21 protein-coding genes are annotated in these 22687 nt (G+C 72.4%); 16 read left to right on the top strand and 5 right to left on the bottom strand.

Annotated elements, in window-relative coordinates; genetic code table 11:
• The 5 genes from sucB to ACFWVE_RS31050 all read left to right on the top strand — a co-directional run.
• The coding region (gene sucB, locus ACFWVE_RS31070; RefSeq protein ID WP_384021229.1) for a 2-oxoglutarate dehydrogenase, E2 component, dihydrolipoamide succinyltransferase at positions 1-1227 on the top strand (1227 nt) is incomplete at its 5' end.
• A gap of 520 nt (positions 1228-1747) precedes the next feature.
• Positions 1748-2371 carry a GntR family transcriptional regulator gene (locus tag ACFWVE_RS31065; protein ID WP_266071999.1) on the top strand — a complete coding sequence of 208 codons (624 nt, stop codon included), beginning with the start codon at positions 1748-1750 and terminating at the stop codon, positions 2369-2371.
• Positions 2372-2638: 267 nt separating this feature from the next.
• On the top strand, positions 2639-5341 hold the full coding sequence (gene aceE / locus ACFWVE_RS31060) for a pyruvate dehydrogenase (acetyl-transferring), homodimeric type (RefSeq protein ID WP_384021225.1): 2703 nt from the start codon (positions 2639-2641) through the stop codon (positions 5339-5341).
• A 108-nt stretch (positions 5342-5449) separates the two neighbouring features.
• Positions 5450-6547: a helix-turn-helix transcriptional regulator gene (locus ACFWVE_RS31055; RefSeq protein ID WP_384021222.1), complete on the top strand. Its 1098-nt coding sequence runs from the start codon at positions 5450-5452 to the stop codon at positions 6545-6547.
• A gap of 52 nt (positions 6548-6599) precedes the next feature.
• Positions 6600-7118: a DUF4240 domain-containing protein gene (locus ACFWVE_RS31050; RefSeq protein WP_384021238.1), complete on the top strand. Its 519-nt coding sequence runs from the start codon at positions 6600-6602 to the stop codon at positions 7116-7118.
• Positions 7119-7148: 30 nt separating this feature from the next.
• On the opposite strand, the gene ACFWVE_RS31045 is transcribed toward ACFWVE_RS31050, so the two are convergent.
• Positions 7149-7982, bottom strand: a complete 834-nt coding sequence (locus ACFWVE_RS31045) for a peptidoglycan recognition protein (protein ID WP_384021235.1) — start codon at positions 7980-7982, stop codon at positions 7149-7151.
• A gap of 331 nt (positions 7983-8313) precedes the next feature.
• On the opposite strand from ACFWVE_RS31045, the gene ACFWVE_RS31040 reads away from it, so the two are divergent.
• From ACFWVE_RS31040 to ACFWVE_RS31030, 3 genes are all read left to right on the top strand, one after another.
• Positions 8314-9498: a MarP family serine protease gene (locus tag ACFWVE_RS31040; protein ID WP_384021219.1), complete on the top strand. Its 1185-nt coding sequence runs from the start codon at positions 8314-8316 to the stop codon at positions 9496-9498.
• Positions 9499-9545: 47 nt separating this feature from the next.
• Positions 9546-10448, top strand: coding sequence for a TIGR01777 family oxidoreductase (locus ACFWVE_RS31035; protein ID WP_384021215.1), 903 nt, complete (start codon positions 9546-9548; stop codon positions 10446-10448).
• A 522-nt stretch (positions 10449-10970) separates the two neighbouring features.
• The gene (locus tag ACFWVE_RS31030; RefSeq protein WP_384021212.1) at positions 10971-12365 is read left to right on the top strand and encodes an NAD(P)/FAD-dependent oxidoreductase; all 1395 of its coding nucleotides are present in this window, start codon (positions 10971-10973) and stop codon (positions 12363-12365) included.
• A gap of 197 nt (positions 12366-12562) precedes the next feature.
• Here the strand turns inward: ACFWVE_RS31030 and ACFWVE_RS31025 are convergent, their stop codons facing one another.
• Positions 12563-14044, bottom strand: coding sequence for a regulator (locus ACFWVE_RS31025; RefSeq protein WP_384021232.1), 1482 nt, complete (start codon positions 14042-14044; stop codon positions 12563-12565).
• A 366-nt stretch (positions 14045-14410) separates the two neighbouring features.
• Here ACFWVE_RS31025 and lipB point away from each other — a divergent pair, with 366 nt between their 5' ends.
• The 4 genes from lipB (at position 14411) to ACFWVE_RS31005 (ending at position 17620) form a co-directional block, all read left to right on the top strand.
• A complete protein-coding gene (gene lipB, locus ACFWVE_RS31020; protein WP_384021209.1) occupies positions 14411-15208 on the top strand; it encodes a lipoyl(octanoyl) transferase LipB in 798 nt (265 codons plus the stop codon).
• Positions 15209-15347: 139 nt separating this feature from the next.
• Entirely contained in the window at positions 15348-16313 is a 966-nt protein-coding gene (gene lipA / locus ACFWVE_RS31015) for a lipoyl synthase (RefSeq protein WP_384021206.1), read from the top strand.
• Between the two features lie 283 nt (positions 16314-16596).
• Positions 16597-16800 carry a hypothetical protein gene (locus ACFWVE_RS31010; RefSeq protein ID WP_384021204.1) on the top strand — a complete coding sequence of 68 codons (204 nt, stop codon included), beginning with the start codon at positions 16597-16599 and terminating at the stop codon, positions 16798-16800.
• A gap of 118 nt (positions 16801-16918) precedes the next feature.
• On the top strand, positions 16919-17620 hold the full coding sequence (locus tag ACFWVE_RS31005) for a DUF4191 domain-containing protein (RefSeq protein ID WP_384021201.1): 702 nt from the start codon (positions 16919-16921) through the stop codon (positions 17618-17620).
• 91 nt (positions 17621-17711) lie between these two features.
• Here ACFWVE_RS31005 and ACFWVE_RS31000 read toward each other — a convergent pair whose 3' ends face one another.
• A complete protein-coding gene (locus ACFWVE_RS31000) occupies positions 17712-18182 on the bottom strand; it encodes an RDD family protein (protein ID WP_384021198.1) in 471 nt (156 codons plus the stop codon).
• A 254-nt stretch (positions 18183-18436) separates the two neighbouring features.
• On the opposite strand from ACFWVE_RS31000, the gene glnA reads away from it, so the two are divergent.
• Entirely contained in the window at positions 18437-19846 is a 1410-nt protein-coding gene (gene glnA, locus ACFWVE_RS30995; protein ID WP_384021195.1) for a type I glutamate--ammonia ligase, read from the top strand.
• Positions 19847-19915: 69 nt separating this feature from the next.
• On the opposite strand, the gene ACFWVE_RS30990 is transcribed toward glnA, so the two are convergent.
• Positions 19916-20371: an ankyrin repeat domain-containing protein gene (locus ACFWVE_RS30990; RefSeq protein ID WP_384021191.1), complete on the bottom strand. Its 456-nt coding sequence runs from the start codon at positions 20369-20371 to the stop codon at positions 19916-19918.
• Between the two features lie 125 nt (positions 20372-20496).
• Here ACFWVE_RS30990 and ACFWVE_RS30985 point away from each other — a divergent pair, with 125 nt between their 5' ends.
• Positions 20497-20757 carry a hypothetical protein gene (locus tag ACFWVE_RS30985; protein WP_384021188.1) on the top strand — a complete coding sequence of 87 codons (261 nt, stop codon included), beginning with the start codon at positions 20497-20499 and terminating at the stop codon, positions 20755-20757.
• Positions 20758-20817: 60 nt separating this feature from the next.
• Here ACFWVE_RS30985 and ACFWVE_RS30980 read toward each other — a convergent pair whose 3' ends face one another.
• Positions 20818-21126, bottom strand: coding sequence for a hypothetical protein (locus ACFWVE_RS30980; RefSeq protein WP_384021185.1), 309 nt, complete (start codon positions 21124-21126; stop codon positions 20818-20820).
• Between the two features lie 231 nt (positions 21127-21357).
• Here ACFWVE_RS30980 and ACFWVE_RS30975 point away from each other — a divergent pair, with 231 nt between their 5' ends.
• Together ACFWVE_RS30975 and ACFWVE_RS30970 are read left to right on the top strand one after the other, a co-directional pair.
• Positions 21358-21717: an arsenate reductase family protein gene (locus ACFWVE_RS30975; RefSeq protein WP_384021183.1), complete on the top strand. Its 360-nt coding sequence runs from the start codon at positions 21358-21360 to the stop codon at positions 21715-21717.
• A gap of 115 nt (positions 21718-21832) precedes the next feature.
• Positions 21833-22507 carry a hypothetical protein gene (locus ACFWVE_RS30970; RefSeq protein WP_384021180.1) on the top strand — a complete coding sequence of 225 codons (675 nt, stop codon included), beginning with the start codon at positions 21833-21835 and terminating at the stop codon, positions 22505-22507.
• Positions 22508-22687: the final 180 nt, after the last annotated feature.

Below are 22687 nucleotides of genomic sequence, written 5' to 3'. Positions count from 1 at the left end.
GGTCCTGGGGACTGTTCCGGTCCGCTTGCCGCTCCGGCGGCTGCCGAGCAGGCTCCGGCCGCACCGGCACAGCCGGAGCCGGCGCCGGAGCCCACCCCGGCGCAGCCCGAGCCCGAGCCCGAGCCCGCCCCGGCTCCGGCTCCGGCCCCGCAGCAGGCCGCTCCGGCGCCTGCTCCTGCCCCGGCTCCCGCCCCGCAGGCCGCTCCGGCTCCGCAGCCGGCCGCCCCGGCCCCCGCGCCGGCGGCTCCGGCCGCTGCCGCTCCGGCCGCGGCTCCCGCCGCCGCCCAGCCGACCGACGAGGGTGCCTACGTGACCCCGTTGGTGCGCAAGCTCGCCGCCGAGCACGGCGTCGAGCTGTCCACGGTCAAGGGCACCGGCGTCGGCGGCCGGATCCGCAAGCAGGACGTGGTCGCCGCGGCCGAGGCCGCGAAGGCCGCCCCGGCGGCGGCTCCCGCGCCGCAGGCCGCCCCGGCCGCCAAGCGGGCCCCGGTCCTCGACGCGTCGCCGTTGCGCGGCCAGACCGTGAAGATGCCGCGGATCCGCAAGGTCATCGGCGACAACATGGTCAAGGCGCTGCGCGAGCAGGCGCAGCTGTCCTCGGTCGTCGAGGTCGACGTCACGCGGCTGATGAAGCTGCGTACGCGGGCCAAGGACGCGTTCGCGGCCCGTGAGGGCGTCAAGCTCTCCCCGATGCCGTTCTTCGTCAAGGCCGCGGCCCAGGCGCTGAAGGCCCACCCGGCCGTCAACGCCCGGATCAACGAGGCCGAGGGGACCATCACCTACTTCGACACCGAGCACATCGGTATCGCGGTGGACTCCGAGAAGGGCCTGATGACCCCGGTCATCAAGAACGCCGGTGACCTCAACATCGCCGGTATCTCCAAGGCCACGGCCGACCTGGCGGGCAAGGTCCGGGCGAACAAGATCACCCCGGACGAGCTGTCCGGCGGGACCTTCACCATCAGCAACACCGGTTCGCGCGGCGCGCTGTTCGACACGATCATCGTGCCTCCGGGTCAGGTCGCGATCCTCGGCATCGGTGCCACGGTCAAGCGTCCGGCCGTCATCGAGACGGAGGAGGGCACGGTCATCGGCGTCCGCGACATGACGTACCTGACCCTCTCCTACGACCACCGGCTGGTGGACGGTGCCGACGCGGCCCGTTACCTGAACTCGGTCAAGGCGATCCTGGAGGCGGGCGAGTTCGAGGTCGAGCTCGGCCTGTGATCCACGGCCGCTGAACCGGGTCGCCGACCCCGGTCACCGGTGCCCCCGTCCGGACGTCCCGGGCGGGGGCACCGTCGTGTGCGGGGTTCGGGGTCCGGGCTCGGCGCGCGGTACCCGGTACGCGGCTTCGCATCCGGACGGCCCGGGCCGTGGAAGCTCACGTCACGCCGGCCTCGGCCCACGGGGCACGCGCCCGGCGTACGGACCGGGCGTACGGACCGGTTCACGCGGACCGGTTCACGCGGACCGGGCGGCGGGCCCGCAGGGCGGGCCCGCAGGGCCCCGTCGCGCGGGCCCGGCGGGTCTGGGCGCATCCGTCGCGGGCTGCGCCGTATGCGCCGTGTAAGCCTCGTCTCACCTGCTCGAAAGCACCCTGTGCGCCCCTCCCGGGCGGCGTCACAGCCGTATTGTCTAAGGGTCAATCGCCCTCAAGGGTCCTGTCCGTCGCCCGTCCGCCGCCCCTCGACGGGGCTCGTCGGGCGGCTGCCTCGGATTCACGAGTCCTGTTCAAGGAGCCCTCATGACCGCGCCCGTCGTCCACTCGCTGCGCGAACAGATCCGCGAGCACATCCTGGAAGGGATCATCAGCGGGCGCTGGCAGCCGGGCGAGCGGATCGTGGAGCGACGGATCGCGACGGAGCTCGAGGTCAGCCAGACGCCGGTGCGGGAGGCGCTGCGCGAGCTGGAGTCGCTGCGGCTGATCGAGTCGGCGCCCAACAAGGGCGTCCGGGTGCGGAACCTCTCGGCCACCGACCTGGAGGAGAGCTACCCGGTGCGGGCCGGTCTCGAGGCGATCGCCGCGGAACTGGCGGCGGAGCGGCTGGCGGAGGACTGCTCGGCGCTGGAGCCGCACGTCGCCGCGCTGTACGAGGCCGACCGCGTCGCCGACGGCACGGGCCAGGTGCGGCACACGGTCGCCTTCCACCGCGAACTGGTCCGCGCGGCCGGCAACTCGGTGCTGCTGCACACCTGGGAGGGCCTGGGCATCGAGGTCTTCACCGCTCTGTCCATCCGCTGGCTGGGCACGGTCCAGCAGTCGTACGCGGAGGAGCACCAGGACCTGGTGGCCGCGTTCCGCCGCCGCGACCCCCGGATCGCGGAGATCGTGAAGGCTCACGTGCTGGGGTGCGCGCCCCGGGCGTGAGCCCGGCACGGGATCTGCGAAGACCCTTGCTCACCTGCGAAAACACCCCTTTCTTCGCGTCACTCGGTGCCACTTGCCCGGGCACCGCGTGCCGACTTTCTTGAAATCAAGAGATTTTCACCCGAACCCTTTGATCGATCATCGATCAGCGGGTTATGGTCACCTGCGGGGTCTCCACCAGAGCCCCAGCCCTGTCCTGCCAAAGACCAAGGGCACCCCGAACCCTTACCGATGAGGGAACCCCCTTCGACTGAGGAAGGCGGCGACATGACCGACCCCAAGGCCATCCAGCCGAGCGAGCTGGACCAGCTCCCGGACCGCGACCCCGAGGAGACCGCCGAATGGCAGGCCTCCCTCGACGCTGTCGCCAAGGCCGCCGGACCGCACCGGGCCGCGTACCTGATGCGCCGTACGCTGGAGCGCGCCGAGGGCGCCGGCGTGGCGCTGCCGCAGCTTCTCGAGACCGACTACGTCAACACCATCCCCACCGCCGCCGAGCCCGCCGTGGACGGCGACGAGGCGATGGAGTCCCGCATCACCGCGTGGAACCGCTGGAACGCGGCGGCGATGGTGACCCGCGGCAGCAAGTACGGCGTCGGCGGCCACATCGCCACCTTCGCCTCCGCGGCCTGGCTCTACGAGACCGGCTTCAACCACTTCTTCCGCGGCAAGGAGGGTGACGGCTCCGGCGACCAGCTCTACATCCAGGGCCACGCCTCCCCCGGCATCTACGCCCGCGCCTTCCTCGACGGCAGGCTGACCGAGGCGCACCTCGACAACTTCCGCCGCGAGGCCGGCGGCGACGGACTGCCGTCCTACCCGCACCCGCGGCGCCTGCCGTCGCTGTGGGAGTTCCCCACGGTGTCGATGGGCCTCGGCCCGATCTCCGCGGTCTACCAGGCGCGGTTCAACCGCTATCTGACCAGCCGCGGCATCAAGGACCTGTCGAACTCCCACGTGTGGGCGTTCCTCGGCGACGGCGAGATGGACGAGCCGGAGTCCACCACCGCGCTCACCCTCGCCTCCCGCGAGGGCCTGGACAACCTGACCTTCGTCATCAACTGCAACCTGCAGCGGCTCGACGGCCCGGTCCGCGCCAACTTCAAGATCGTGCAGGAGCTGGAGGCCCAGTTCCGCGGCGCCGGCTGGAACGTGGTCAAGAGCCTGTGGGGCACCGCCTGGGACGAGCTGTTCCAGCTGGACACCACCGGCGCGCTGGTCCGCCGCCTGCGCGAGGTGCCCGACGCGCAGGTCCAGACGTACCAGACCCGCGACGCCGCCTACATCCGCGAGGACTTCTTCGGCAAGGACCCGGCGCTCGTCGAGATGGCGAAGCTGCTGAGCGACGACAAGATCCTCGAGTGCTTCCACCTCTCGCGCGGCGGCCACGAGGCCCGCAAGGTCTACGCCGCCTACCGCGCCGCGCTCTCCCACACGGGCGCGCCGACCGTGATCCTGGCCCAGACGGTCAAGGGCCACACGCTCGGCGAGGGCTTCGCGTCGAAGAACGCCAACCACCAGATGAAGAAGCTGTCGGTGGACGAGTTCAAGGCGATGCGCGACCGCCTCGAACTGCCTGTCAAGGACAGCGACTTCGTCGACGGCGTGGTCCCCTACGGCCACCCGGGCGCCGACTCCCCCGAGGTCCGTTACCTCCAGGAGCGGCGCGCGGCCCTCGGCGGTCCGGCCCCGGCCCGCCGCGTGCACCCCGTCGCCCCGCTGCCGGCCCCGGCGGACAAGGCGTTCGCCGCCTTCGACAAGGGATCCGGCTCGCAGAACGTGGCCACCACCATGGCGTTCGTCCGCCTGGTCAAGGACCTGGTCCGCGACAAGGAGACCGGCAAGCGCTGGGTGCCGATCGTCCCCGACGAGGCGCGCACCTTCGGCATGGAGTCGCTCTTCCCGTCACTGGGCATCTACTCGCCCAAGGGCCAGACGTACGAGCCGGTCGACCGCGACCAGCTGATGTACTACAAGGAGGCCGAGAACGGCCAGATCCTCAACGAGGGGATCACCGAGGCCGGTTCCATGGCCGACTTCATCGCCGCCTCCACGTCGTACGCGACGCACGGCGAGGCGATGATCCCGTTCTACATCTTCTACTCGATGTTCGGCTGGCAGCGCACGGCCGACCAGATGTGGCAGCTCGGCGACCAGCTCGGCCGCGGTTTCCTCGTCGGTGCCACCGCCGGCCGCACCACCCTCACCGGTGAGGGCCTGCAGCACGCCGACGGCCACTCGCCGGTCATCGCGGCGACCAACCCGGCCGCGCTGAGCTACGACCCGGCGTTCGCGTACGAGATCGCCACCATCGTCAAGGACGGTCTGCGCCGGATGTACGGCGAGGCGGCCCCGGGCGAGGACCAGAACGTCTTCTACTACCTGACGGTCTACAACGAGCCGCTCCCGCAGCCTGCCAAACCCTCGGCCGCCGGGATCGACGAGGGCATCCTCAAGGGCCTGTACCGCTTCAACACGGCGGAGTCGGCGGGGCTCACCCCCGCCGCCAACGCCGCGCGGATCCAGCTGCTCGGCTCCGGTACGGCGATCCACTGGGCGCTGAAGGCGCAGCGGATGCTCGCCGAGGAGTGGGGCGTGGCGGCCGACGTGTGGTCGGCGACGTCGTGGACCGAGCTGCGCCGGGACGCCATGGAGGCGGACGAGGCACTGCTGCGCGGCGAGGAGCGGGTGCCGTACGTCCGGCAGGCGCTCCAGGGCGCCGAGGGTCCGGTGCTGGCGGTGTCCGACTACATGCGCCAGGTCCCCGACCAGATCGCGCAGTGGGTCGAGCAGGACTACACCTCGCTGGGCGCCGACGGCTTCGGCCTCTCCGAGACCCGTGAGGCGGCCCGCCGCCACTTCGGGGTCGACGCCGAGTCCGTCGTCGTCGCGGCGCTGGCGCAGCTCGCCCGGCGCGGCGAGGTACAGGTGACGGCCGTGAAGGAAGCGCGCGAGAAGTACGGCCTGTAGGACCTGTAGGACCTGTAGGACCTGTAGGACCTGTAGGACCGGGGTCTTCGGGTTCGACGGCAGGAGGCCCCCGCTGCGGCGGGGGCCTCCTGCTGCATGATGGGTGCCATGCGCGCTGCCCGGCTGATCAAGATGGTGCTGCTGCTCCAGTCCCGGCCCTCCATGACCGCCGCCGAGCTGGCGCGCGAGCTGGAGGTCTCGGAGCGGACCGTCACCCGGGACGCGCAGGCCCTGTCCGAGGCCGGGGTGCCGGTGTACGCGGACCGGGGACGGACCGGCGGGTACCGGCTGGTCGGCGGCTACCGGACCAGGCTGACGGGGCTGGCCCGCGGTGAGGCGGAGGCGCTGTTCCTGTCCGGGGTGCCGGGCGCGCTGCGCGAGATGGGGCTGGAGGACACGGCCTCCGCGGCCCGGCTGAAGGTGTCGGCGGCGCTGCTGCCGTCCCTGCGGGACGCGCCGCGGACGGCGGCCCAGCGCTTCCATCTGGACGCCCCGAACTGGTTCCGCGAGGTGCCGGCACCCGGGCTGCTGCCGGCCGTGGCGGACGCGGTGTGGGACGACCGCCGGGTCACCGCGCGCTACCGGCGCGGGGACACCGAGGTGGAGCGGGAACTGGAGCCGTACGGGCTCGTGCTCAAGGCGGGGGTCTGGTATCTGTGCGCGCGGGTGCCGTCGCAGGAGGGGCCGGAACAGGGGACGCCGGGGCAGGGCGCGGTGGGACCCGGGTCCCGCCAGGTGTACCGGGTGTACCGGGTGTACCGGGTCGACCGGTTCACGGCGGTGGAGCCGGTGCGGGCGGTGGACACGGTGGGGGCGCTGCGCGGGGCGGGCACCGAACGCTTCGAACGTGACCCGGAGTTCGACCTGCCCGCGTTCTGGGAGGAGCGGGCGGAGCAGTTCGCGCACTCGATCCTGCGGGCGGAGGTGGTGGTACGGCTGTCGCCCGAGGGGATGCGCGCGCTGCCGCACGCCGTGGACCCGGCGGCCGCGCGGAAGGCACTGGCCGAGGCGGCCGGGGCCGACGGCGACGGCGACGGCGACGGCGACGGATGGGTGACGGTGACCCTGCCGGTGGAGTCCGAGGAGGTCGCCCGCACCCAGCTGACGGCACTGGGCCCCGAGGTGGAGGTGCTGGCGCCGGCGTCGCTGCGGGAGCGGTTCGCCGCCCAGGCCGTACGGCTGGCCCTGCTGTACGGGCCGAAGTGATCCCGCGATCCGGGGTGCGTCCGGCGGTTCCAGGGCCGATGCTTGACGCGTGATGGACGAGACGGAGTTCTGGGAGCTGGTCGACACCGCCCGCGAGGACGCCGAGGGCGATCCGGAGGAGCAGGCCGACCTGCTCGTGGAGCGGCTCGCGAGGCTGGACCCGGAGGCGGTCCTCGACTTCGCCCGGCACTTCGAGTCCCGCTACCACCGCGCCTACCGCTGGGACCTGTGGGGCGCCGCCTGGGTGCTCCTCGACGGGGCGAGCGACGACGCCTTCGACTTCTTCCGGTGCTGGCTGATCGGCCAGGGCCGCGAGGTCTTCGAGGGCGCGCTGCACGACCCGGACTCCCTGGCCGACCTGCTGGACGACTTCGACGAGGAGATCGACGGCGACGGCGAGGAGCTCGGCTACGCGGCGGACGAGGCGTACGAGCAGCTCACCGGCACCGTGGCCCCCGACCTGGAGCTCTCCGCGGGCCCGACCGAACCCGAGGGCACGTCCGTCGACTTCGAGGACGACTCCCGGCTCGCCGAACGCTATCCCCGGCTCTGGGACCGGTTCCGGCCCTGAGTCCCGGGGTCCTGGGCACCGGGGCTCCGCTCACTCCGGGACCGCCGCCCCCGCACTCCGGCTGTCCTCCTCCTGCGCCTTCTCCTGTGCCTCTTCCTGCCGCTTCTCCTGCCGGTGTCCGGCCTCCGGCCAGCGGCCCTGAAGCTCCGCCGCCATCTCCCTGATCTTCGGCAGCCGGGCGTGCAGGGCGGCACCCGGACAGCTGGTCATGAAGCCGTCGCTGTGGCCCGCGAGGGCGGGCAGCATGGCGGTGGTGCCGGCCGCGTACCTGCTGCGGCCGTTGCTGGAGACCAGCCGGACGTCGGATCGCGGGTCGGTGCCGGACAGGCCGAGCTTCCAGGCGGCCAGCTCGGCGATGGCGTGCTCCATCGCGGGCGGCACGGGCACCCCGGCGGTGAAGGTGCCGAGCGCGGCGATGCCCGTGGTGCGGTGGTTGAAGCCCTGGGTGTGGGCGCCGGTGACGGGACGGCCGATGCCGCCGGCGCGGCCTTCGTAGATGGTGCCGCACCGGTCGACGACGAAGTTGTAGCCGATGTCGTCCCACTCCCGGGCGTTGGTCTGGCCCTCGTAGACGTTGCGGATGTGGGTGGGGGCCTCGGCGCAGTCGTAGTCGTTGGGCGAGTCGGTGTGGTGGACGAAGACGGCGACGACCTCGTCGTCGTAGCGCGGGGGCGGCTGTTCGCGGCCGGCGTCGCCCACCCAGGCCGCTCTCGACACGATGGGCGGCCTGGGCGCCGTGTGGGCGGCCGTCCTGCGGACGGTGACGGGAGCGGCCGACGAGGTCTCCGCGGCCCGTTCGACGCCGTACGCGCACAGCACCAGGGCGACCGCCGCGGCGACGCCCGGCAGACAGCCGAGCAGCACTTCGACGGCTCTGGGCAGGCCTGTGCGGCCGGCTCCGCCGGGTATCCGGGAAGCATGGCGCAGCCGCGCTCCCCTTGGTCTCCTGAGGGCACGCATGCCTTCACTGTGGGGCGGACCGGGCCGCCCCGCGACGTGGCCGTGCCGACCGGTGGAACCGGCGTCCGGGACCGTGGTGGAAGCGCGGCCGGGGGCCGTGCGGAACCATCGTCCGGGTCCCCGGCGTTCTTCCGGGTACACGCGCGTGCGGCCGCTTCCCGGTGGTCACCCGCGCGTGGCTGATCACCGGGCCCCTCCCCCACGTATGAGAGGGCCCGAGAGAAAGGCGGCGTGCGTGGACCTGCTCGACATCCTGCTGTTGCTGGTCGTCCTGGCCTACGCGGCGTCCGGCTACCGGCGCGGCCTGCTGGCCGGCTGCGTGTCGCTGGCCGGTTTCGTGGGCGGTGCGGTCGTCGGCGTGTGGATTCTGCCCTGGGTGATGGACCTGGTGACCCCGGGGACGACCGGAGCGACGGTGACGGCCCTGCTCACGGTGCTGCTGCCGGCGGCCGCGGGCCATGAAGCGGCGGGCCGGCTGGCGCTCAGGCTGCGGCGGGAGCTGGACCGGGGGCCGCTGCGGGTGGCGGACGGGGCCGGCGGGGCGGTGGCCAACTCGGTGGCCGTGCTGATCGTGGCCTGGGTGCTCGCGTCCGTCCTCGGCGCCTCCTCGTCCCCGCTGATCACCTCCGCGATCCGGGACTCGCGGCTGCTCGGCGCGGTCCACGAGGTGATGCCGGACACCACCCCCGCGTGGTTCTCGCGGGCCACCTCGGCGCTGACCGAGGCAGGTTTCCCGCAGGTCTTCAACCCGTTCGAGAACGAGTCGGCGGCCGAGGTCGCCGAGCCCTCCGGCGACAGCGTCACCGCGGCCGCCACCCGGGCCGCCCGGCGGAGCACCGTGAAGGTCGAGGGCGTCGCGGGTCTCCAGGGCCGCGAGGGCAGCGGCTTCGTGTACGCGACGGAGCACGTGATGACCAACGCCCATGTGGTCGCCGGCATCGACGAGCCGACCGTGCGGGTCGGCGGCGTCGGGCGGGCGTACGAGGCCCGGGTGGTGCTGTTCGACCCGCAGAAGGACGTGGCCGTGCTGTACGTGCCCGAGCTGCGGGCGCCCGTCCTCCGGTTCGTCGAGGACGCCGACCGCGGCGACTCGGCGGTCGTCGCGGGCTACCCGCAGGACGGCGACCTGAACCTCCGGGCCGCGACGGTCGCGAACCGGGTGCAGGCGAGGGGGCAGAACATCTACGGCGACCGGGTCGTCACCCGCGAGATCTACTCCATCCGCTCCACCGTGCGCCCCGGCAACTCCGGTGGACCGCTGCTGACCACCGACGGCCGGGTGTTCGGCGTGGTGTTCGCCCGGTCCACCTCGGACGCGGAGACCGGCTACGTCCTGACCGCGGCCGAGGTCGCCGAGGACGCGGAGCGCGCGGCCGACGCGACGGCACCGGTCGGCACCGGGGAGCTCGTGACGTCGTAGGGCGGCGGGTCCGCCGTGATGTCCGGGCCGCGGGGCAGGATGGAATCATGAAACCTTCCCGAATCGCGGTGGCCGGTGCGTCCGGCCTCATCGGCGGCGCACTCGTACGGTCCCTGACCGCCGACGGGCACACGGTGGTGCGCCTGGTGCGCAGGACGCCCCGCACGGAGGACGAGGTGCGGTGGGACCCGGAGCGGGGGTCCGTGGACGCGGCCGGGCTCGCCGGGTGCGACGCCCTGGTCAATCTCGCCGGTGCCGGGGTGGGCGACCGCCGCTGGACACCCGAGTACAAGGAGCGGATCCGCACCGGCCGGGTGCGGGGCACGACAGCGCTCGCCGAGGCGGTCGCCGGGCTGGAGCGGGACGTACGGCCGCGAGTGTTCGTGAACGGCAGCGCGATCGGCTACTACGGCGAGACCGGTGACCGGACGGTCGACGAGAGCGCGCCGGCGGGCTCGGGTTTCCTGCCGGAGCTGTGCGTCGAGTGGGAGGCCGCCGCGGCACCGGCCCGGGAGGCGGGCGTGCGGACGGCGTTCGCCCGGACCGGGCTCGTGGTGGCCCGCGGGGGCGGGGCGTGGGGCAGGCTCTTCCCGCTGTTCCGGGCCGGGCTGGGCGGGCGGCTGGGCGACGGGCGCCAGTACTGGTCGTACATCGCCCTGCACGACGAGGTGGCCGCCCTGCGCCACCTGCTCGACACCGACGGGCTGTCCGGGCCGTTCAACCTGACCGCGCCGCACCCGGCGACCAACCGTGAGATCACCGAGGCGATGGGGCGCGTGCTGCGCCGGCCGACGGTGTTCGCGGTACCGGCGCCGGTGCTGCGGACGGTGCTCGGCGAGATGGCCCAGGACGTGCTGGGCAGCGCCCGGGTACTGCCGACGCGGCTGCTGGAGTCGGGATTCCGGTTCGCGTTCCCGGACATCGAGGGGTCGATCCGCGCGGCACTGTGACGGAGCGGGCGGGGCGGCGCGACGGACGTCGGCACGGAGGTGCCCCGTGCGGCGGGCGCCGGTTCCGAGGCACTTCGGGCGGAGGCAGCGACGGGCAGTCGGTGAGGCCTGCACCGGGTGCCGGATGGAGAGTGCCGGGTGCCGGGGGCCGGGGGCCGGGTGCGGCGGGTTGCCCGGCACGGCGGGCGCCGGTTCCGAGGCACTTCGGGCAGAGGCAGCGACGGGCAGTCGGTGAGGCCTGCACCGGGTACCGGATGTCGGGTACCGGGCGGTTGGGTCGGGGTGTGGTGCCGAGGGGCCCCGGTACGGAGGGCGCGGGACGGCCGGTGCGCGCGGTGCACCCTCGGTGACCGTGATGGGCCCGTCCGGAGGCCGCATGCGACCGCCGTGCGCCCGTGCCCCCGTGGATGCGCGACTCCCCGCGCGCCTTCCCGGGCCTAACCTCGAGCAGAACTCGGGTATCCCTGGGGCCTGTTGGGGGCATGACGTCTCCAGCGTCCGCGCAACCTCGAGGAGGGGCACGTGCTTGAGCCCACGTACCAGGCGGACGTCGTCGTCGTGGGGGCCGGGACCGCCGGACTCTCCGCGGCGCGACGACTGACCGGCGCAGGAGTCACCACCGTGGTCCTGGAGGCCGCCCCTACGGTGGGCGGCCGGATGGCCACGGAGAAGGTCGACGGCTTCCGGCTCGACAGAATCGGGCAGTTGCTGTCCACGGCCTATCCCGAACTGCGGCCGGCCGCGGGCCTGGACGGGCTCGTGCTGCGCCCGTTCGCGCCCGGGGTCCTGCTGCACAGCGACGGACGGCACCACCGCGCGGGCGTATCCGTCGGCACGAAGGGTGCAAGGGGCGCACTCCATGCGGTGCGCGCCCTTGCGAGCGCCCCCCGGGCTGGGGCGGCGCCCAGGAGGCCGGTGGCCGTCCCCGGACGGCAGGTGTCCGCTCCCCGGAGCCGGACCGGTGCCCCGCTGGGCACCGCCGTCGACCAGGCCCGGCTGGGTGCCGCGTTCACCCGGCTCGCGGGCACACCGGTGGAACGGCTGTTGGCCCGGCCGGAGCTGACCGCCGCCGAGGCGCTGGTGGCCCGCGGACTGCCGGCCCGTACCGTCGACGGCTTCCTCCGTCCGCTGCTCGCCGCGCTGTTGTGCGACCCGGACCTCACCACGTCCAGCCGGTGCGCGGATCTCGCGCTGCGCGCCTTCGCGGCCGGGCGCCTGTGTCTGCCGGAGGGTGGCGCGGAGGCACTCCCGGAACTGCTGGCCCGGGGCTTGCCACCGGGCACGCTGCGCACCGGTGTTCGGGTCACCTCCGTCTCGACGACGTCGGTGACCACCGCCGAGCACGGGGAGTTCCGCTGCCGCGCGGTGCTGATCGCGACGGACGCGCGCGCCGCCGCCCAGTTGCTGCCGGGCCTGCGGGTGCCGGACTTCCACCCGGTGACGGTGGTGCACCACGCGACCGACGAGCCGCCGGAGACCGGCGCCTCGCTGCTCCTGGACGCCGACCGGGGCGGCCCGGTGGCCCACACGGCGGTGGTCAGCCGGGTGGACCCGTCCCGGGCGCCGGCCGGGCGCGCGCTGGTGTCGTCCACGGTCCTGGGCCCGCCCGGGACGCAGGTCGACACGGGCGTGCGCGTGCACCTGTCCAGGCTGTACGGCATGTCGACGGCGCGCTGGGAGACCCTGGCGGTCCACCACACCGCCGACGCCGTGCCGGCGACGCCCCCACCGCACGATCTGCGCCGCCCGGTACGGCTGCTGGCGGGCCTGTACGTGTGCGGCGACCACCGCGACACCAGCACCGTGCAGGGCGCCCTGCACTCGGGCCACCGCGCCTCGGCCGCGATCCTGGCGGACCTGGGCGCGGACCGCCCCCTGCACACGGCCGACCCCCTCCCCACGGCCCGGGCGGCCTGACCGCCCGGCGAACGGCACGGCACCCGGCACACCGCCCACCGGCTCGGCAGGGGTGCGCCGGGTGCCGTGCCGTCCGCCGACGTCCGGGGCCCGTACGGCAGTTCGGTCGAGGACGCGAGCCGGACGAGCGCCACCGTCGTCGCCCCGGCTCCCAGGCTCCCCGGCTCCCCGGCTCCCCGGCTCCCCGGCTCCCCGGCTCAGCCGTACGCCGCGATCCTGTCCCGGTAGACGCGGACCGGGGCCGCGTCGCGGTAGGGCTCCAGGCGGCGTTCGAAATCGCGGACGTACTCCACCGCCCGTACCGAGCGCATCTCGGAGGCCTGGCCGGCCGCCTCGGCGGCGAGGAGGCAGGCCTGGTCGAGTTCGCCGAGGCCGAGGCGGGCGGTGGCGAGGACGACCCGGCAGAACAGGCGGCTGCGGGCGTAACCGGGGGCACGCAGTTGCAGCGAGCGCTCCGCGTGCTGGGCGGCGGCCCGGAACTGCTGGAGGTCCCGGTGGCAGTGGCCGAACTCGTCGGCGAGCTGGGCCTCGTCGAAGAAGCGCACCCAGTGCGGGACCTCGTCGCCGGGCCGGGCGCTCTCCAGGGCGCGTTCGGCGCGTACCAGGGCGGCGGTGCAGGCGCGGACCTCGCCGAGCACCCCGTGCCCGCGCGCCTCGACGGCGTGCAGCAGGGCCTGGACCAGGGGCGGGACGGAGCCGCCCGCGCCCTGCTGGGCCACTCGCGCCAGCTGCACGGCCTCCCGGCCGTGGCCGAGGTAGACGGCCTGTCGGCTCATGGTGACCAGGACGTACGCGCCGTAGGTCCGGTCGGCGGCCGCCTGGGAGAGACGGAGCGCCTGGACGAAGTAGCGCTGGGCGAGCCCGTGCGCGCCGATGTCGTACGACGTCCAGCCGGCCAGCCGGGTCAGGTCGGCGACGGCGGCGAACAGGCGGCGGCCGGTCTGTTCGCCGTAGCTGCCGCGCAGCATCGGCTCGCACTCGTGCTCCAGGTAGCGCACCAGGGCCTGACGGGCGTGGCCGCCGCCGTAGGCGTCGTCGAGGGTGCTGAACAGTTCACCGACCGAGCGCAGGGCGGCGATGTCGCCGCCGGTGACCCGCTGGCCGGGGCCGCGTTCGGCGGCGTGCCGGCGGCGGACGCCGCCGAACGCGGACGGCCGCCCCACCAGGCCGCCCGCCGGTCCGCCCGCCGAGCTGATCTGGGTGGGGACGCGGACCGGCGGCTCGGCGCGGGCCACCTTCTCGTCGGCCCGGCCGATGAGCCAGTCCCGGCTCGGTACGACGAGCCCTGCCGAGGTGAAGGCGATCTTGCGCAGTTCGGCGTGGCTGCCGGAGTCCTTGCGCCACAGGCCGCTGACGATGTCGACGGCCTCGTCGGGGGTGGCGGCGAACTCCAGCCCCGCGTAGACGGGGGCGCAGGCGTCCAGGCCGAGGTCCTGGGCGGTGAGCCGGCGGCCGAGGCGCCGGGTGAAGACCTCGGCGATGAGCGCGGGTGTGGTGCCCCTGGGCTGCTGCCCCCGCAGCCAGCGGGTGACGGAGGTCTTGTCGTATCTCAGGTCGAGCCCGTGTTCGAGACCGAGCTGATCCACGCGACGGGCGAGTCCCGCGTTGGAGAACCCCGCTTCTGCGATGAGCGCGGCGAGCTGGCGGTTGGGGGTGCGCTGCGCGGGTCGTTCCGACATCTGCGGTGCGGTCTCCTGCCTTCCGGCGGACGTGGTGGTGCCCGGATTGCCCATGAGCAGCCCATGAGCAGCTCTTATGGCCTGCTGGACGGCGCGAATGTAGCGGAGGGTGAACACCCGGTCGCAGCGTTCGACTCGCATTCATCCGATCGTGTGAGGATTGGCGTCGAGGCTGACGGTGGACGACGGACAGCGGCCGGAGACCGGGACCGGGCGGAGACCGGCGCCCCGAGGGTGCCGGAACAGCGACCGGCCGTACGGTCGTACAGTGGCTTGGGCGCGTTTCATGCCTTACGGCGTCCCGCGCGTCACCGCCTTACCGCTTTTTGTCCTGACTCCTTACTACTGCCTGGGAGGCGCTCGCCCGTGAGTGAGTTGCGGTTCGTCCGAATGGGTTTCGGGGCCGAGGCCGTCGACTACCAGGTGGCCTGGGACGAACAGCGCCGGGTGCACGCGGCGCGGTTCACCGACGAGGTGCCCGACACCGTGATCCTGCTGGAGCACCCCCCGGTCTACACGGCCGGCCGGCGCACCCAGGACAGTGAGCGTCCCCTGGACGGGACCCCGGTCATCGACGTGGACCGCGGCGGCAAGATCACCTGGCACGGCCCCGGCCAGCTGGTGGGCTACCCGATCCAGAAGCTGCCCCGCCCGGTGGACGTGGTGGCGCACGTACGACGCCTGGAGGAGGCGCTGATCCGCACCTCCGCGGAGTTCGGCGTGACGGCCACCCGCATCGAGGGCCGCAGCGGGGTGTGGGTGCTGGGCGACCCGGTCGACCGGCGCCCCGCGCTCGGCGGCCTCTCCCTGGACTTCGACCCCCGCCTGACCGACGAGGAGTTCGACCCGCGGCTGAACGGCCCCGAGTACGCGCCCTCCAACGCCGGCCAGCGCCGCGAGGACCGCAAGCTCGCGGCCATCGGGATCCGGGTGGCCAAGGGCGTCACCATGCACGGCTTCTCGTACAACGTGCAGCCGGACAACAAGTGGTTCGACCGGATCATCCCGTGCGGCATCCGCGACGCGGGCGTCACCTCCCTCGCGGCCGAACTGGGCCGCGACATCACGATCGACGAGGTGCTCCCGGTCGTCGAGCGCCATCTGCGGGACATCCTGGAGCACGCCGACCCCAAGCCCCGGGAGATCGTCCGCGCGAGCGTCTGATCCGGCCCGGTCCGGGCGCGAGACCCTGGCCTCGCGCCCGGGAATGAGCCCCGTGTCTCGGAGGTTGGCCTGACCGGCAGGCCCGACAAACACGGGCGTACCCTGGTGTACGCCGAAGAATCGAAGCTAGGGAGCCGATGTGTCCGCAGTCGCACCCGACGGACGCAAGATGCTGCGCCTGGAGGTCCGCAACAGCCAGACCCCCATCGAGCGCAAGCCCGAGTGGATCAAGACGCGGGCGAAAATGGGGCCCGAGTACACGAAGATGCAGAACCTCGTGAAGAGCGAGGGCCTGCACACGGTCTGCCAGGAAGCCGGCTGTCCGAACATCTACGAGTGCTGGGAGGACCGCGAGGCGACCTTCCTCATCGGCGGCGACCAGTGCACCCGGCGCTGCGACTTCTGTCAGATCGACACCGGCAGGCCCGAGGCCCTCGACCGTGACGAGCCGCGCCGCGTGGGCGAGTCCGTGGTCACCATGGACCTGAACTACGCCACCATCACCGGCGTCGCCCGCGACGACCTGGAGGACGGCGGCGCCTGGCTGTACGCCGAGACGGTGCGCCAGATCCACGCGCAGACCGCCGCGCGCGAGACCGGCCGCACCAAGGTCGAGCTGCTGGCCCCCGACTTCAACGCCGTCCCGGAGCAGCTGGAGGAGGTCTTCTCCTCCCGCCCCGAGGTGTTCGCGCACAACGTCGAAACCGTGCCCCGCATCTTCAAGCGGATCCGCCCCGGCTTCCGCTACGACCGCTCCCTGAAGGTCATCACCGCCGCCCGGGACTACGGCCTGGTCACCAAGTCGAACCTGATCCTCGGCATGGGCGAGACCCGCGAGGAGGTCGGCGAGGCGCTGAGGCAGCTGCACGACGCCGGCTGCGAGCTCGTCACCATCACGCAGTACCTGCGCCCGTCGGTGCGCCACCACCCCGTCGACCGCTGGGTGAAGCCGGACGAGTTCGTGGAGCTGAAGGAGGAGGCCGAGCAGATCGGCTTCTCCGGTGTGATGTCCGGCCCGCTGGTCCGCTCCTCGTACCGGGCCGGCCGCCTGTACCAAATGGCGGTCGAGAGGCGCGGTACGTACATCGCGGCGCAGGCCGTCTGACACGGCGTCACCCGGCCCGCTCCCGGACGGGACCGGGCACGCGTGAGGCATACGTGTGAATCTGAGCACAAGATACTACTGATGAGTAATGGCCGAGAGAACGCGGTCCCGGCAGTCCTCGCAGATGAGGGCGCATGCCAGGGCCGCGTCGGCTTTCGCGGGGCGCGAACCTCGGCTTCATGTCCGTTTGACCGGCGGGTCACGCCCTGGTAACACCAATCAGTGACCCTGGATTCACGCCACGTACTCCCGTACCCGAAGACGTCTCGAGGGGACCTCCACCATGCAGGCCGCGCCCGTCCGCGCCACCGCCATCCCGTCCTTCGGCACCGCCCTGCGCGCCGTCGAGTCGCTTCTGATGAGCGGCGGCCAGCGCACCGCCCGCCGCAACGCCTGGACCTCCGTACTGGAGGACCGGCGTCGCGCCAAGGACCGGGTCGAGGCACAGCGCGTGCTCGACCAGTCCCCGACCGTCATCAGCCTCTGAACCCTCCCACCGTCGCGCGGCACCAGTCGGCACCCGCCTGTCGCCCTCTCGTTCCCCGCCCGGCTCCTCACGGACACTGCCGTCGTCCCCGCCCCTGGGGGCACGTAGACTTCATCGCATGGCGAGGAAGGAAACCGCAGCGGACGCTGCGAACCCCGGGCGACTGAAGCAGATCGCTCTGACCTACAAGATGACCCGCAGGGCCGACAAAAAAATCGGTCTTGTACTCGCGGCTGTCGGAATCGTCACCTTCGGTGTCTTCCTCGCGATCGGTTTCTTGATCGGTCACCCCATCTATCTCGGCATCCTGGGCCTTCTGCTCGCCTTCCTCGCGACGGCGATCGTGTTCGGGCGCCGGGCCGAGCGAGCGGCCTTCGGGCAGATGGAGGGACAGCCGGGCGCTGCCGCGGCCGTACTGGACAACGTCGGCCGAGGCTGGACCACGACTCCCGCCGTGGCGATGAACCGCAGCCAGGACGTGGTGCACCGCGCGGTCGGCAAGGCCGGCATCGTGCTGATCGCCGAGGGCAACCCGAACCGGGTGAAGAGCCTGCTCGCCGCCGAGAAGAAGCGGATGAACCGCATCGTCGCGGACGTCCCGGTGCACGACATGGTCGTGGGCACGGGCGAGGGCCGGGTCGAGCTGAAGAAGCTGCGCACGACCATGCTCAAGCTGCCCCGCGTGCTCACGGGCCCGCAGGTCACCGCGACCAACGACCGGCTGCGCGCCCTCGGTGACCTGATGAGCAACATGCCCCTCCCTAAGGGCCCGATGCCCAAGGGCATGAAGCTCCCGAAGGGCGGCCCGAAGGCCCGCTGAGGCCCCGTATACGGCGCTTGTACGACAGAAGGGGGGGCCGGCATGATTACGGGGGCCCCGGCTGGGGGTAGGGGCGTCGTGGTGGCCGGCGTCAGACGCGTACCTCGACCGTGCGGGCGAGCCGGGGGGGGGGGGGTATTAACAAAAGAGGGAAGATCAGGGCGGGGACGGCCAGGCAGAGCAGCGCCGAGCGGACCAGGCCGCGCACCGGCTGGACCCGGCCGCTGTCGACGGCGACGACGCGCAGGCCGAAGAGCCGCTTGCCTGGGGTGAACCCGACCGTGCCGACGGTGAAGACGCTCAGGACGAAGAACACCAGGAGCGCCCAGTTGCTGGTCGTCTGCCCGTTGTAGCCATCGGTGATGAGGCCGTATGCGATCAGGACGCACAGCGTCCAGTCGACGACCAGGGCGCCGGTCCTGCGCCCCGGGCGGGCGATGGAGCCCGGTCCCTCCTCCGGCAGCCCCAGCTGCTCGCCCCGGTACCCGAAGTCGGCGCCGGCGTCTTCCATGGCCGCGCGCGGCCCGGAGAGCCACGATCCGATTGCCTGCCTGTTGTCCACCCGACCACGGTACTGCGCCCGTGCACGACCGGCGGAGGGCGGGGTGGACCGGGGCGGTACGGGGCGGGACGACGATGCGACGGCGGAACGTCACCGGTCTACCGTGAGAGATGGGCCGGTTAACTTGTGCGAAACAAATGGGTCACGCCCGAGAAACCACCCGTCCCTAGGGTCGGGGGCAGCGTGGGCCGCCCGCACTGGCCGCACGAACGATCTACCACCCCGGCGGGACGGTCGGGAGTAGGAGGAGCTGGATGTTCCAGAACGCCGACGAGGCCAAGAAGTTCATCGCGGACGAGGACGTCAAGTTCGTCGACGTCCGCTTCTGCGACCTCCCGGGCGTGATGCAGCACTTCACGGTGCCTGTTGAGGCGTTCGACCCCGATGAGGAACTGGCCTTCGACGGATCCTCGATCCGCGGTTTCCAGGCCATCCACGAGTCCGACATGGCGCTGCGCGCGGACCTGACGACCTCCAGGGTGGACCCGTTCCGCCGTGACAAGACGCTGAACGTCAACTTCTTCATCCACGACCCGATCACGGGCGAGCAGTACTCCCGCGACCCGCGCAACGTCGCCAAGAAGGCCGAGGCCTACCTCGCCTCCACCGGCATCGCGGACACCGCCTTCTTCGGTCCCGAGGCCGAGTTCTACGTGTTCGACAGCGTGCGTTTCAGCACCTCGGCGAACGAGTCCTTCTACCACATCGACTCCGAGGCGGGCGCCTGGAACACCGGTGCGCTGGAGGACAACCGCGGCTACAAGGTCCGCTACAAGGGCGGTTACTTCCCGGTCCCGCCGGTCGACCACTTCGCCGACCTGCGCGCCGAGATCTCCCTGGAGCTGGACCGGGCCGGCCTGAAGGTCGAGCGCCAGCACCACGAGGTGGGCACGGCCGGCCAGGCCGAGATCAACTACAAGTTCAACACCCTGCTCGCGGCCGCCGACGACCTGCAGCTCTTCAAGTACATCGTGAAGAACGTCGCCTGGCGCAACGGCAAGACCGCGACCTTCATGCCGAAGCCGATCTTCGGTGACAACGGCTCGGGCATGCACGTCCACCAGTCGCTGTGGACGGGCGGCTCCCCGCTGTTCTACGACGAGCAGGGCTACGCCGGCCTGTCGGACATGGCCCGCTACTACATCGGCGGCATCCTCAAGCACGCCCCGTCGCTGCTGGCCTTCACCAACCCGACGGTGAACTCGTACCACCGTCTGGTGCCGGGCTTCGAGGCTCCGGTGAACCTGGTGTACTCGCAGCGCAACCGTTCCGCCGCGATGCGCATCCCGATCACCGGCTCGAACCCGAAGGCCAAGCGCGTCGAGTTCCGCGCCCCGGACGCCTCCGGCAACCCGTACCTGGCGTTCTCGGCGCTGCTGCTCGCCGGCCTGGACGGCATCAGGAACAAGATCGAGCCGGCCGAGCCGATCGACAAGGACCTCTACGAGCTGGCCCCCGAGGAGCACGCCAACGTGGCGCAGGTCCCGACCTCGCTCGGTGCCGTCCTCGACCGCCTCGAGGCCGACCACGAGTTCCTCCTCCAGGGCGACGTCTTCACGCCGGACCTGATCGAGACGTGGATCGACCTGAAGCGTACGACCGAGATCGCCCCGCTGGCCCTGCGCCCGCACCCGCACGAGTTCGAGCTGTACTTCGACGTGTAAACGGCGGCGGCCGGGCACCCACCGCCCGGCCGCTTCTCCGCCCGCACGTTGGAAACACCACGAGGGCCGCTACCTCCCTGCCGGGGTGGCGGCCCTCGTTGTCCCGTCCGGGTCCCGTGCGCCCGCTGCGAGAAGGAGCGCGGCCGTCTCCGTGTGGTGCCCGTTCCTGGCCCACTCGAGGGGTGAGCGGCCCTCGCCGTCGTCCTCGCGGAGATCGGGGTCGGCACCGTGGGTGAGGAGGTGACGTACCACGTCGGCATGGCCCCAGGCGGCGGCCGCGCACAGAGGGGTTCCGTCCGTCTCGTCACGGCTCTCCAGGTCCGGGGAAGCCCCTGCGTCCAGCAGGCAGATGACGATCTCCGCGGCCCCGCCGACGGCGGCCGCGTACAGCGGGGTGGTGCCGTCGGCGTTGGTTCCGTTGGGGTCGGCGCCTGCTCGCACGAGGGCTCGCACCGTGCCGGCCTCCGCGAACATCGCTGCCTCGACCAGTCGTGCGGAGAGCTTCTTTCGCCTTCGTCTGTTCATCGGGGCGAGCGTATGTGTATGCGGCAGCACCGGAGGCACCCACGTGTGTCCGGAAGACGCTTTCCCCGGCGGGGTCTACGAGGGATGATTGAAGATGACACTGCTGTTCGAGAGAGGTCACGGGGATGCCCGAGAGGAATGACGAGGAGCGGGAGTTCGACATCGGGTGGGCGGACACGGCCGAGCACAAGGAGCCGTCGGCCCGCGCCCGCATGCTCGCCGCGCGCTGGAAGGACAACCCTCCCGGACCGGTCCCGTTCCGCGGCGAACCCGAGCACGGGGCGTCCCGCCGCTCGTCGTCGTCCTGGGTCTCCACCGCCGTGGTCCTCGGCTGCGTCGCCGCAGTGATCGTTTTCCTCGGCTACGTCGACTTCCGCCCGTACTGATCGCAGAGCGGCCGGGCACCCCCGGGGGTCGGGGACACCCGGCGTCTTCCGGGGACCGGCTCAGCGGTTGTAGCGCATGAAGGCCCGGACCATGTGGCAGGTCGTGTCCGACGGCGGGTGGACGCCGATCAGGTCCGCCGCGCCGCGGATCGTCTCGTTGCGGGCCTGGTCGGGGAGGTAGACCCCGGAGTCGAGCAGGGCGATGGCGAGCCGCATCGCCTTGAGGCGGCGGTTGTGCGTCACGTACCACTCCCGCGGGCGGCCCGGCGGCAGCGGTCGCTTCGCCACGGGCGCGCAGGGTGTCTCGAGCGGGACGGCACGCTTCGCTGTGGACTGGGTGGGCATCGGCTTGAGTGCGGCAGCGGGCACAGGCATCCTCCTGTCGCGGTCAGGGTGCCCACCGGGACCCACGCCGGCCCCGGCAACACCCTCGAACACTGCTCCTAGTTTACTGCCCGGCACTGACATCCGGGGAACCTGAAGAAGCCGTCGAATGCCCAGGTGAGGTGGCGAATCGCGGCCGTGGAACACCCGGTTCGGAGGGGGCGCGTGAGGTCGGGGAGAAATCGAACAGGCTCGGGCCGGGCGTACCGTGGACGCATGGAGATCTGGATCAATCCGGCCTGTTCCAAGTGCCGGAGCGCCGTCGGCCTGCTGGATGCCGAGGGCGCCGACTACACCGTCCGCCGTTACCTGGAGGACGTACCGGGCCCGGACGAGATCCGGGAGGTGCTGGAGCGGCTCGGTCTTGAGCCGTGGGACATCACCCGCACCCAGGAGGCCGTCGCCGGGGAGCTCGGGCTCAAGGAATGGCCGCGGGACGACGGATCGCGCGAGCGCTGGATCACTGCGCTCTCCGCGCACCCCCGGCTGATCCAGCGGCCGATCATCACCGCCGGGGACGGCACGGCGGTCGTGGCCCGCACCGACGAGGCGGTACGGGACGCCCTGTCCCGCTGAACGCCAACTCCTGTGTGATGCAGGCCACTTCGGAGAGTCGACCGGAGTGCTGAGCAACTTCGTTCGGGATCTCGTACATAGCGGCGTACGCTCCCCTACCGCTCAGGAGGCGCGCATGTCGCGCAGGAGAACACTCGGCCCCAAGAAGAAGCTCGCGCTGCTGGTGAGCGCGGTGACGGTGGCCGGTGGCGGCGCCTTCGTCATGGCGAGTACGTCGAACGCCTCCCAGACGCCCCTCACCAAGTCGGCGGCCGATTCGACCGTCTGCCAGGGCCTCGCCACCGCGCTCGGCAACAACCAGAGGTTCATCGAGGGCCAGCGGGCCAGTCCCGACGCCCAGTCCGAGGCGCGGATCGCCAACCGCGAAGCGGTCATCGCCGAGATCGAGCTCAAGCAGGAAGCGTCCGGGTGCACGGTTGGGGAGTCGGCTCAGGACTCCCAGCCCGCACAGCCCGCACAGCCCGCACAGCCCGCCCCGGAAGAGCAGGCCGGCGAGGACGATGCCGCGCAGGACCCGGGCGGGGACGGCGCCGCCGCCTCCGGTGAACAGGTGTGCAACGGCTCCACCGTCACCCTCTCCGGCGAGGACGGGGCCCCTGCGGCGTCCAGCAACCAGTTCCCGGCCGGGACGCGGCTCAAGGTCACCAACCTGGACAACAACAAGTCCACCACCGTCGAGGTCACCGGGGTGTCCGGCAGCTGCGCCCTGCTCAACGACGCGGCCTTCGAGCAGGTCCGGGAGCCCGGCAAGTTCCTGATCCGCCGGGCGCTCATCGAGAAGGTGGGCTGAGACCCGGGCCGGCCCCGAAACCCGAAGCACCCACGAAACCCCCTGCGGCGCGGACCGTGTTCGGGGGGCGGGGCGCGCCGCCGCGCGCCCCCCCCCCGCCGCGCCCCGGGGGGGGGGCCACCCCCGCGCGACCCCCCTCGGGGGCGGGGGGGGGGGGCCAGTGGCGGGGGGGTATTAAAA

The sequence above is a fragment of the Streptomyces sp. NPDC058632 genome, from assembly GCF_042717095.1.
Classification (GTDB): Bacteria; Actinomycetota; Actinomycetes; order Streptomycetales; family Streptomycetaceae; genus Streptomyces.
The sequence above is the reverse complement of the archived record's forward strand: the minus strand, read 5'-3'. Positions and strand labels throughout refer to the sequence as shown.

Bases quoted from the DNA above. Each gene is read 5' to 3' on its own strand.
- glnA (WP_384021195.1), top strand. From the start codon at position 18,437: ATGTTCCAGAACGCCGACGAGGCCAAGAAGTTCATCGCGGACGAGGAC.
- ACFWVE_RS31050 (WP_384021238.1), top strand. From the start codon at position 6,600: ATGGACGAGACGGAGTTCTGGGAGCTGGTCGACACCGCCCGCGAGGAC.
- ACFWVE_RS31010 (WP_384021204.1), top strand. From the start codon at position 16,597: ATGCAGGCCGCGCCCGTCCGCGCCACCGCCATCCCGTCCTTCGGCACC.
- ACFWVE_RS30975 (WP_384021183.1), top strand. From the start codon at position 21,358: ATGGAGATCTGGATCAATCCGGCCTGTTCCAAGTGCCGGAGCGCCGTC.
- ACFWVE_RS30970 (WP_384021180.1), top strand. From the start codon at position 21,833: ATGTCGCGCAGGAGAACACTCGGCCCCAAGAAGAAGCTCGCGCTGCTG.
- ACFWVE_RS30985 (WP_384021188.1), top strand. From the start codon at position 20,497: ATGCCCGAGAGGAATGACGAGGAGCGGGAGTTCGACATCGGGTGGGCG.
- ACFWVE_RS31035 (WP_384021215.1), top strand. From the start codon at position 9,546: ATGAAACCTTCCCGAATCGCGGTGGCCGGTGCGTCCGGCCTCATCGGC.
- ACFWVE_RS31005 (WP_384021201.1), top strand. From the start codon at position 16,919: ATGGCGAGGAAGGAAACCGCAGCGGACGCTGCGAACCCCGGGCGACTG.
- ACFWVE_RS31065 (WP_266071999.1), top strand. From the start codon at position 1,748: ATGACCGCGCCCGTCGTCCACTCGCTGCGCGAACAGATCCGCGAGCAC.
- ACFWVE_RS31025 (WP_384021232.1), bottom strand. From the start codon at position 14,044: ATGTCGGAACGACCCGCGCAGCGCACCCCCAACCGCCAGCTCGCCGCG.
- aceE (WP_384021225.1), top strand. From the start codon at position 2,639: ATGACCGACCCCAAGGCCATCCAGCCGAGCGAGCTGGACCAGCTCCCG.
- ACFWVE_RS30990 (WP_384021191.1), bottom strand. From the start codon at position 20,371: ATGAACAGACGAAGGCGAAAGAAGCTCTCCGCACGACTGGTCGAGGCA.
- ACFWVE_RS31055 (WP_384021222.1), top strand. From the start codon at position 5,450: ATGCGCGCTGCCCGGCTGATCAAGATGGTGCTGCTGCTCCAGTCCCGG.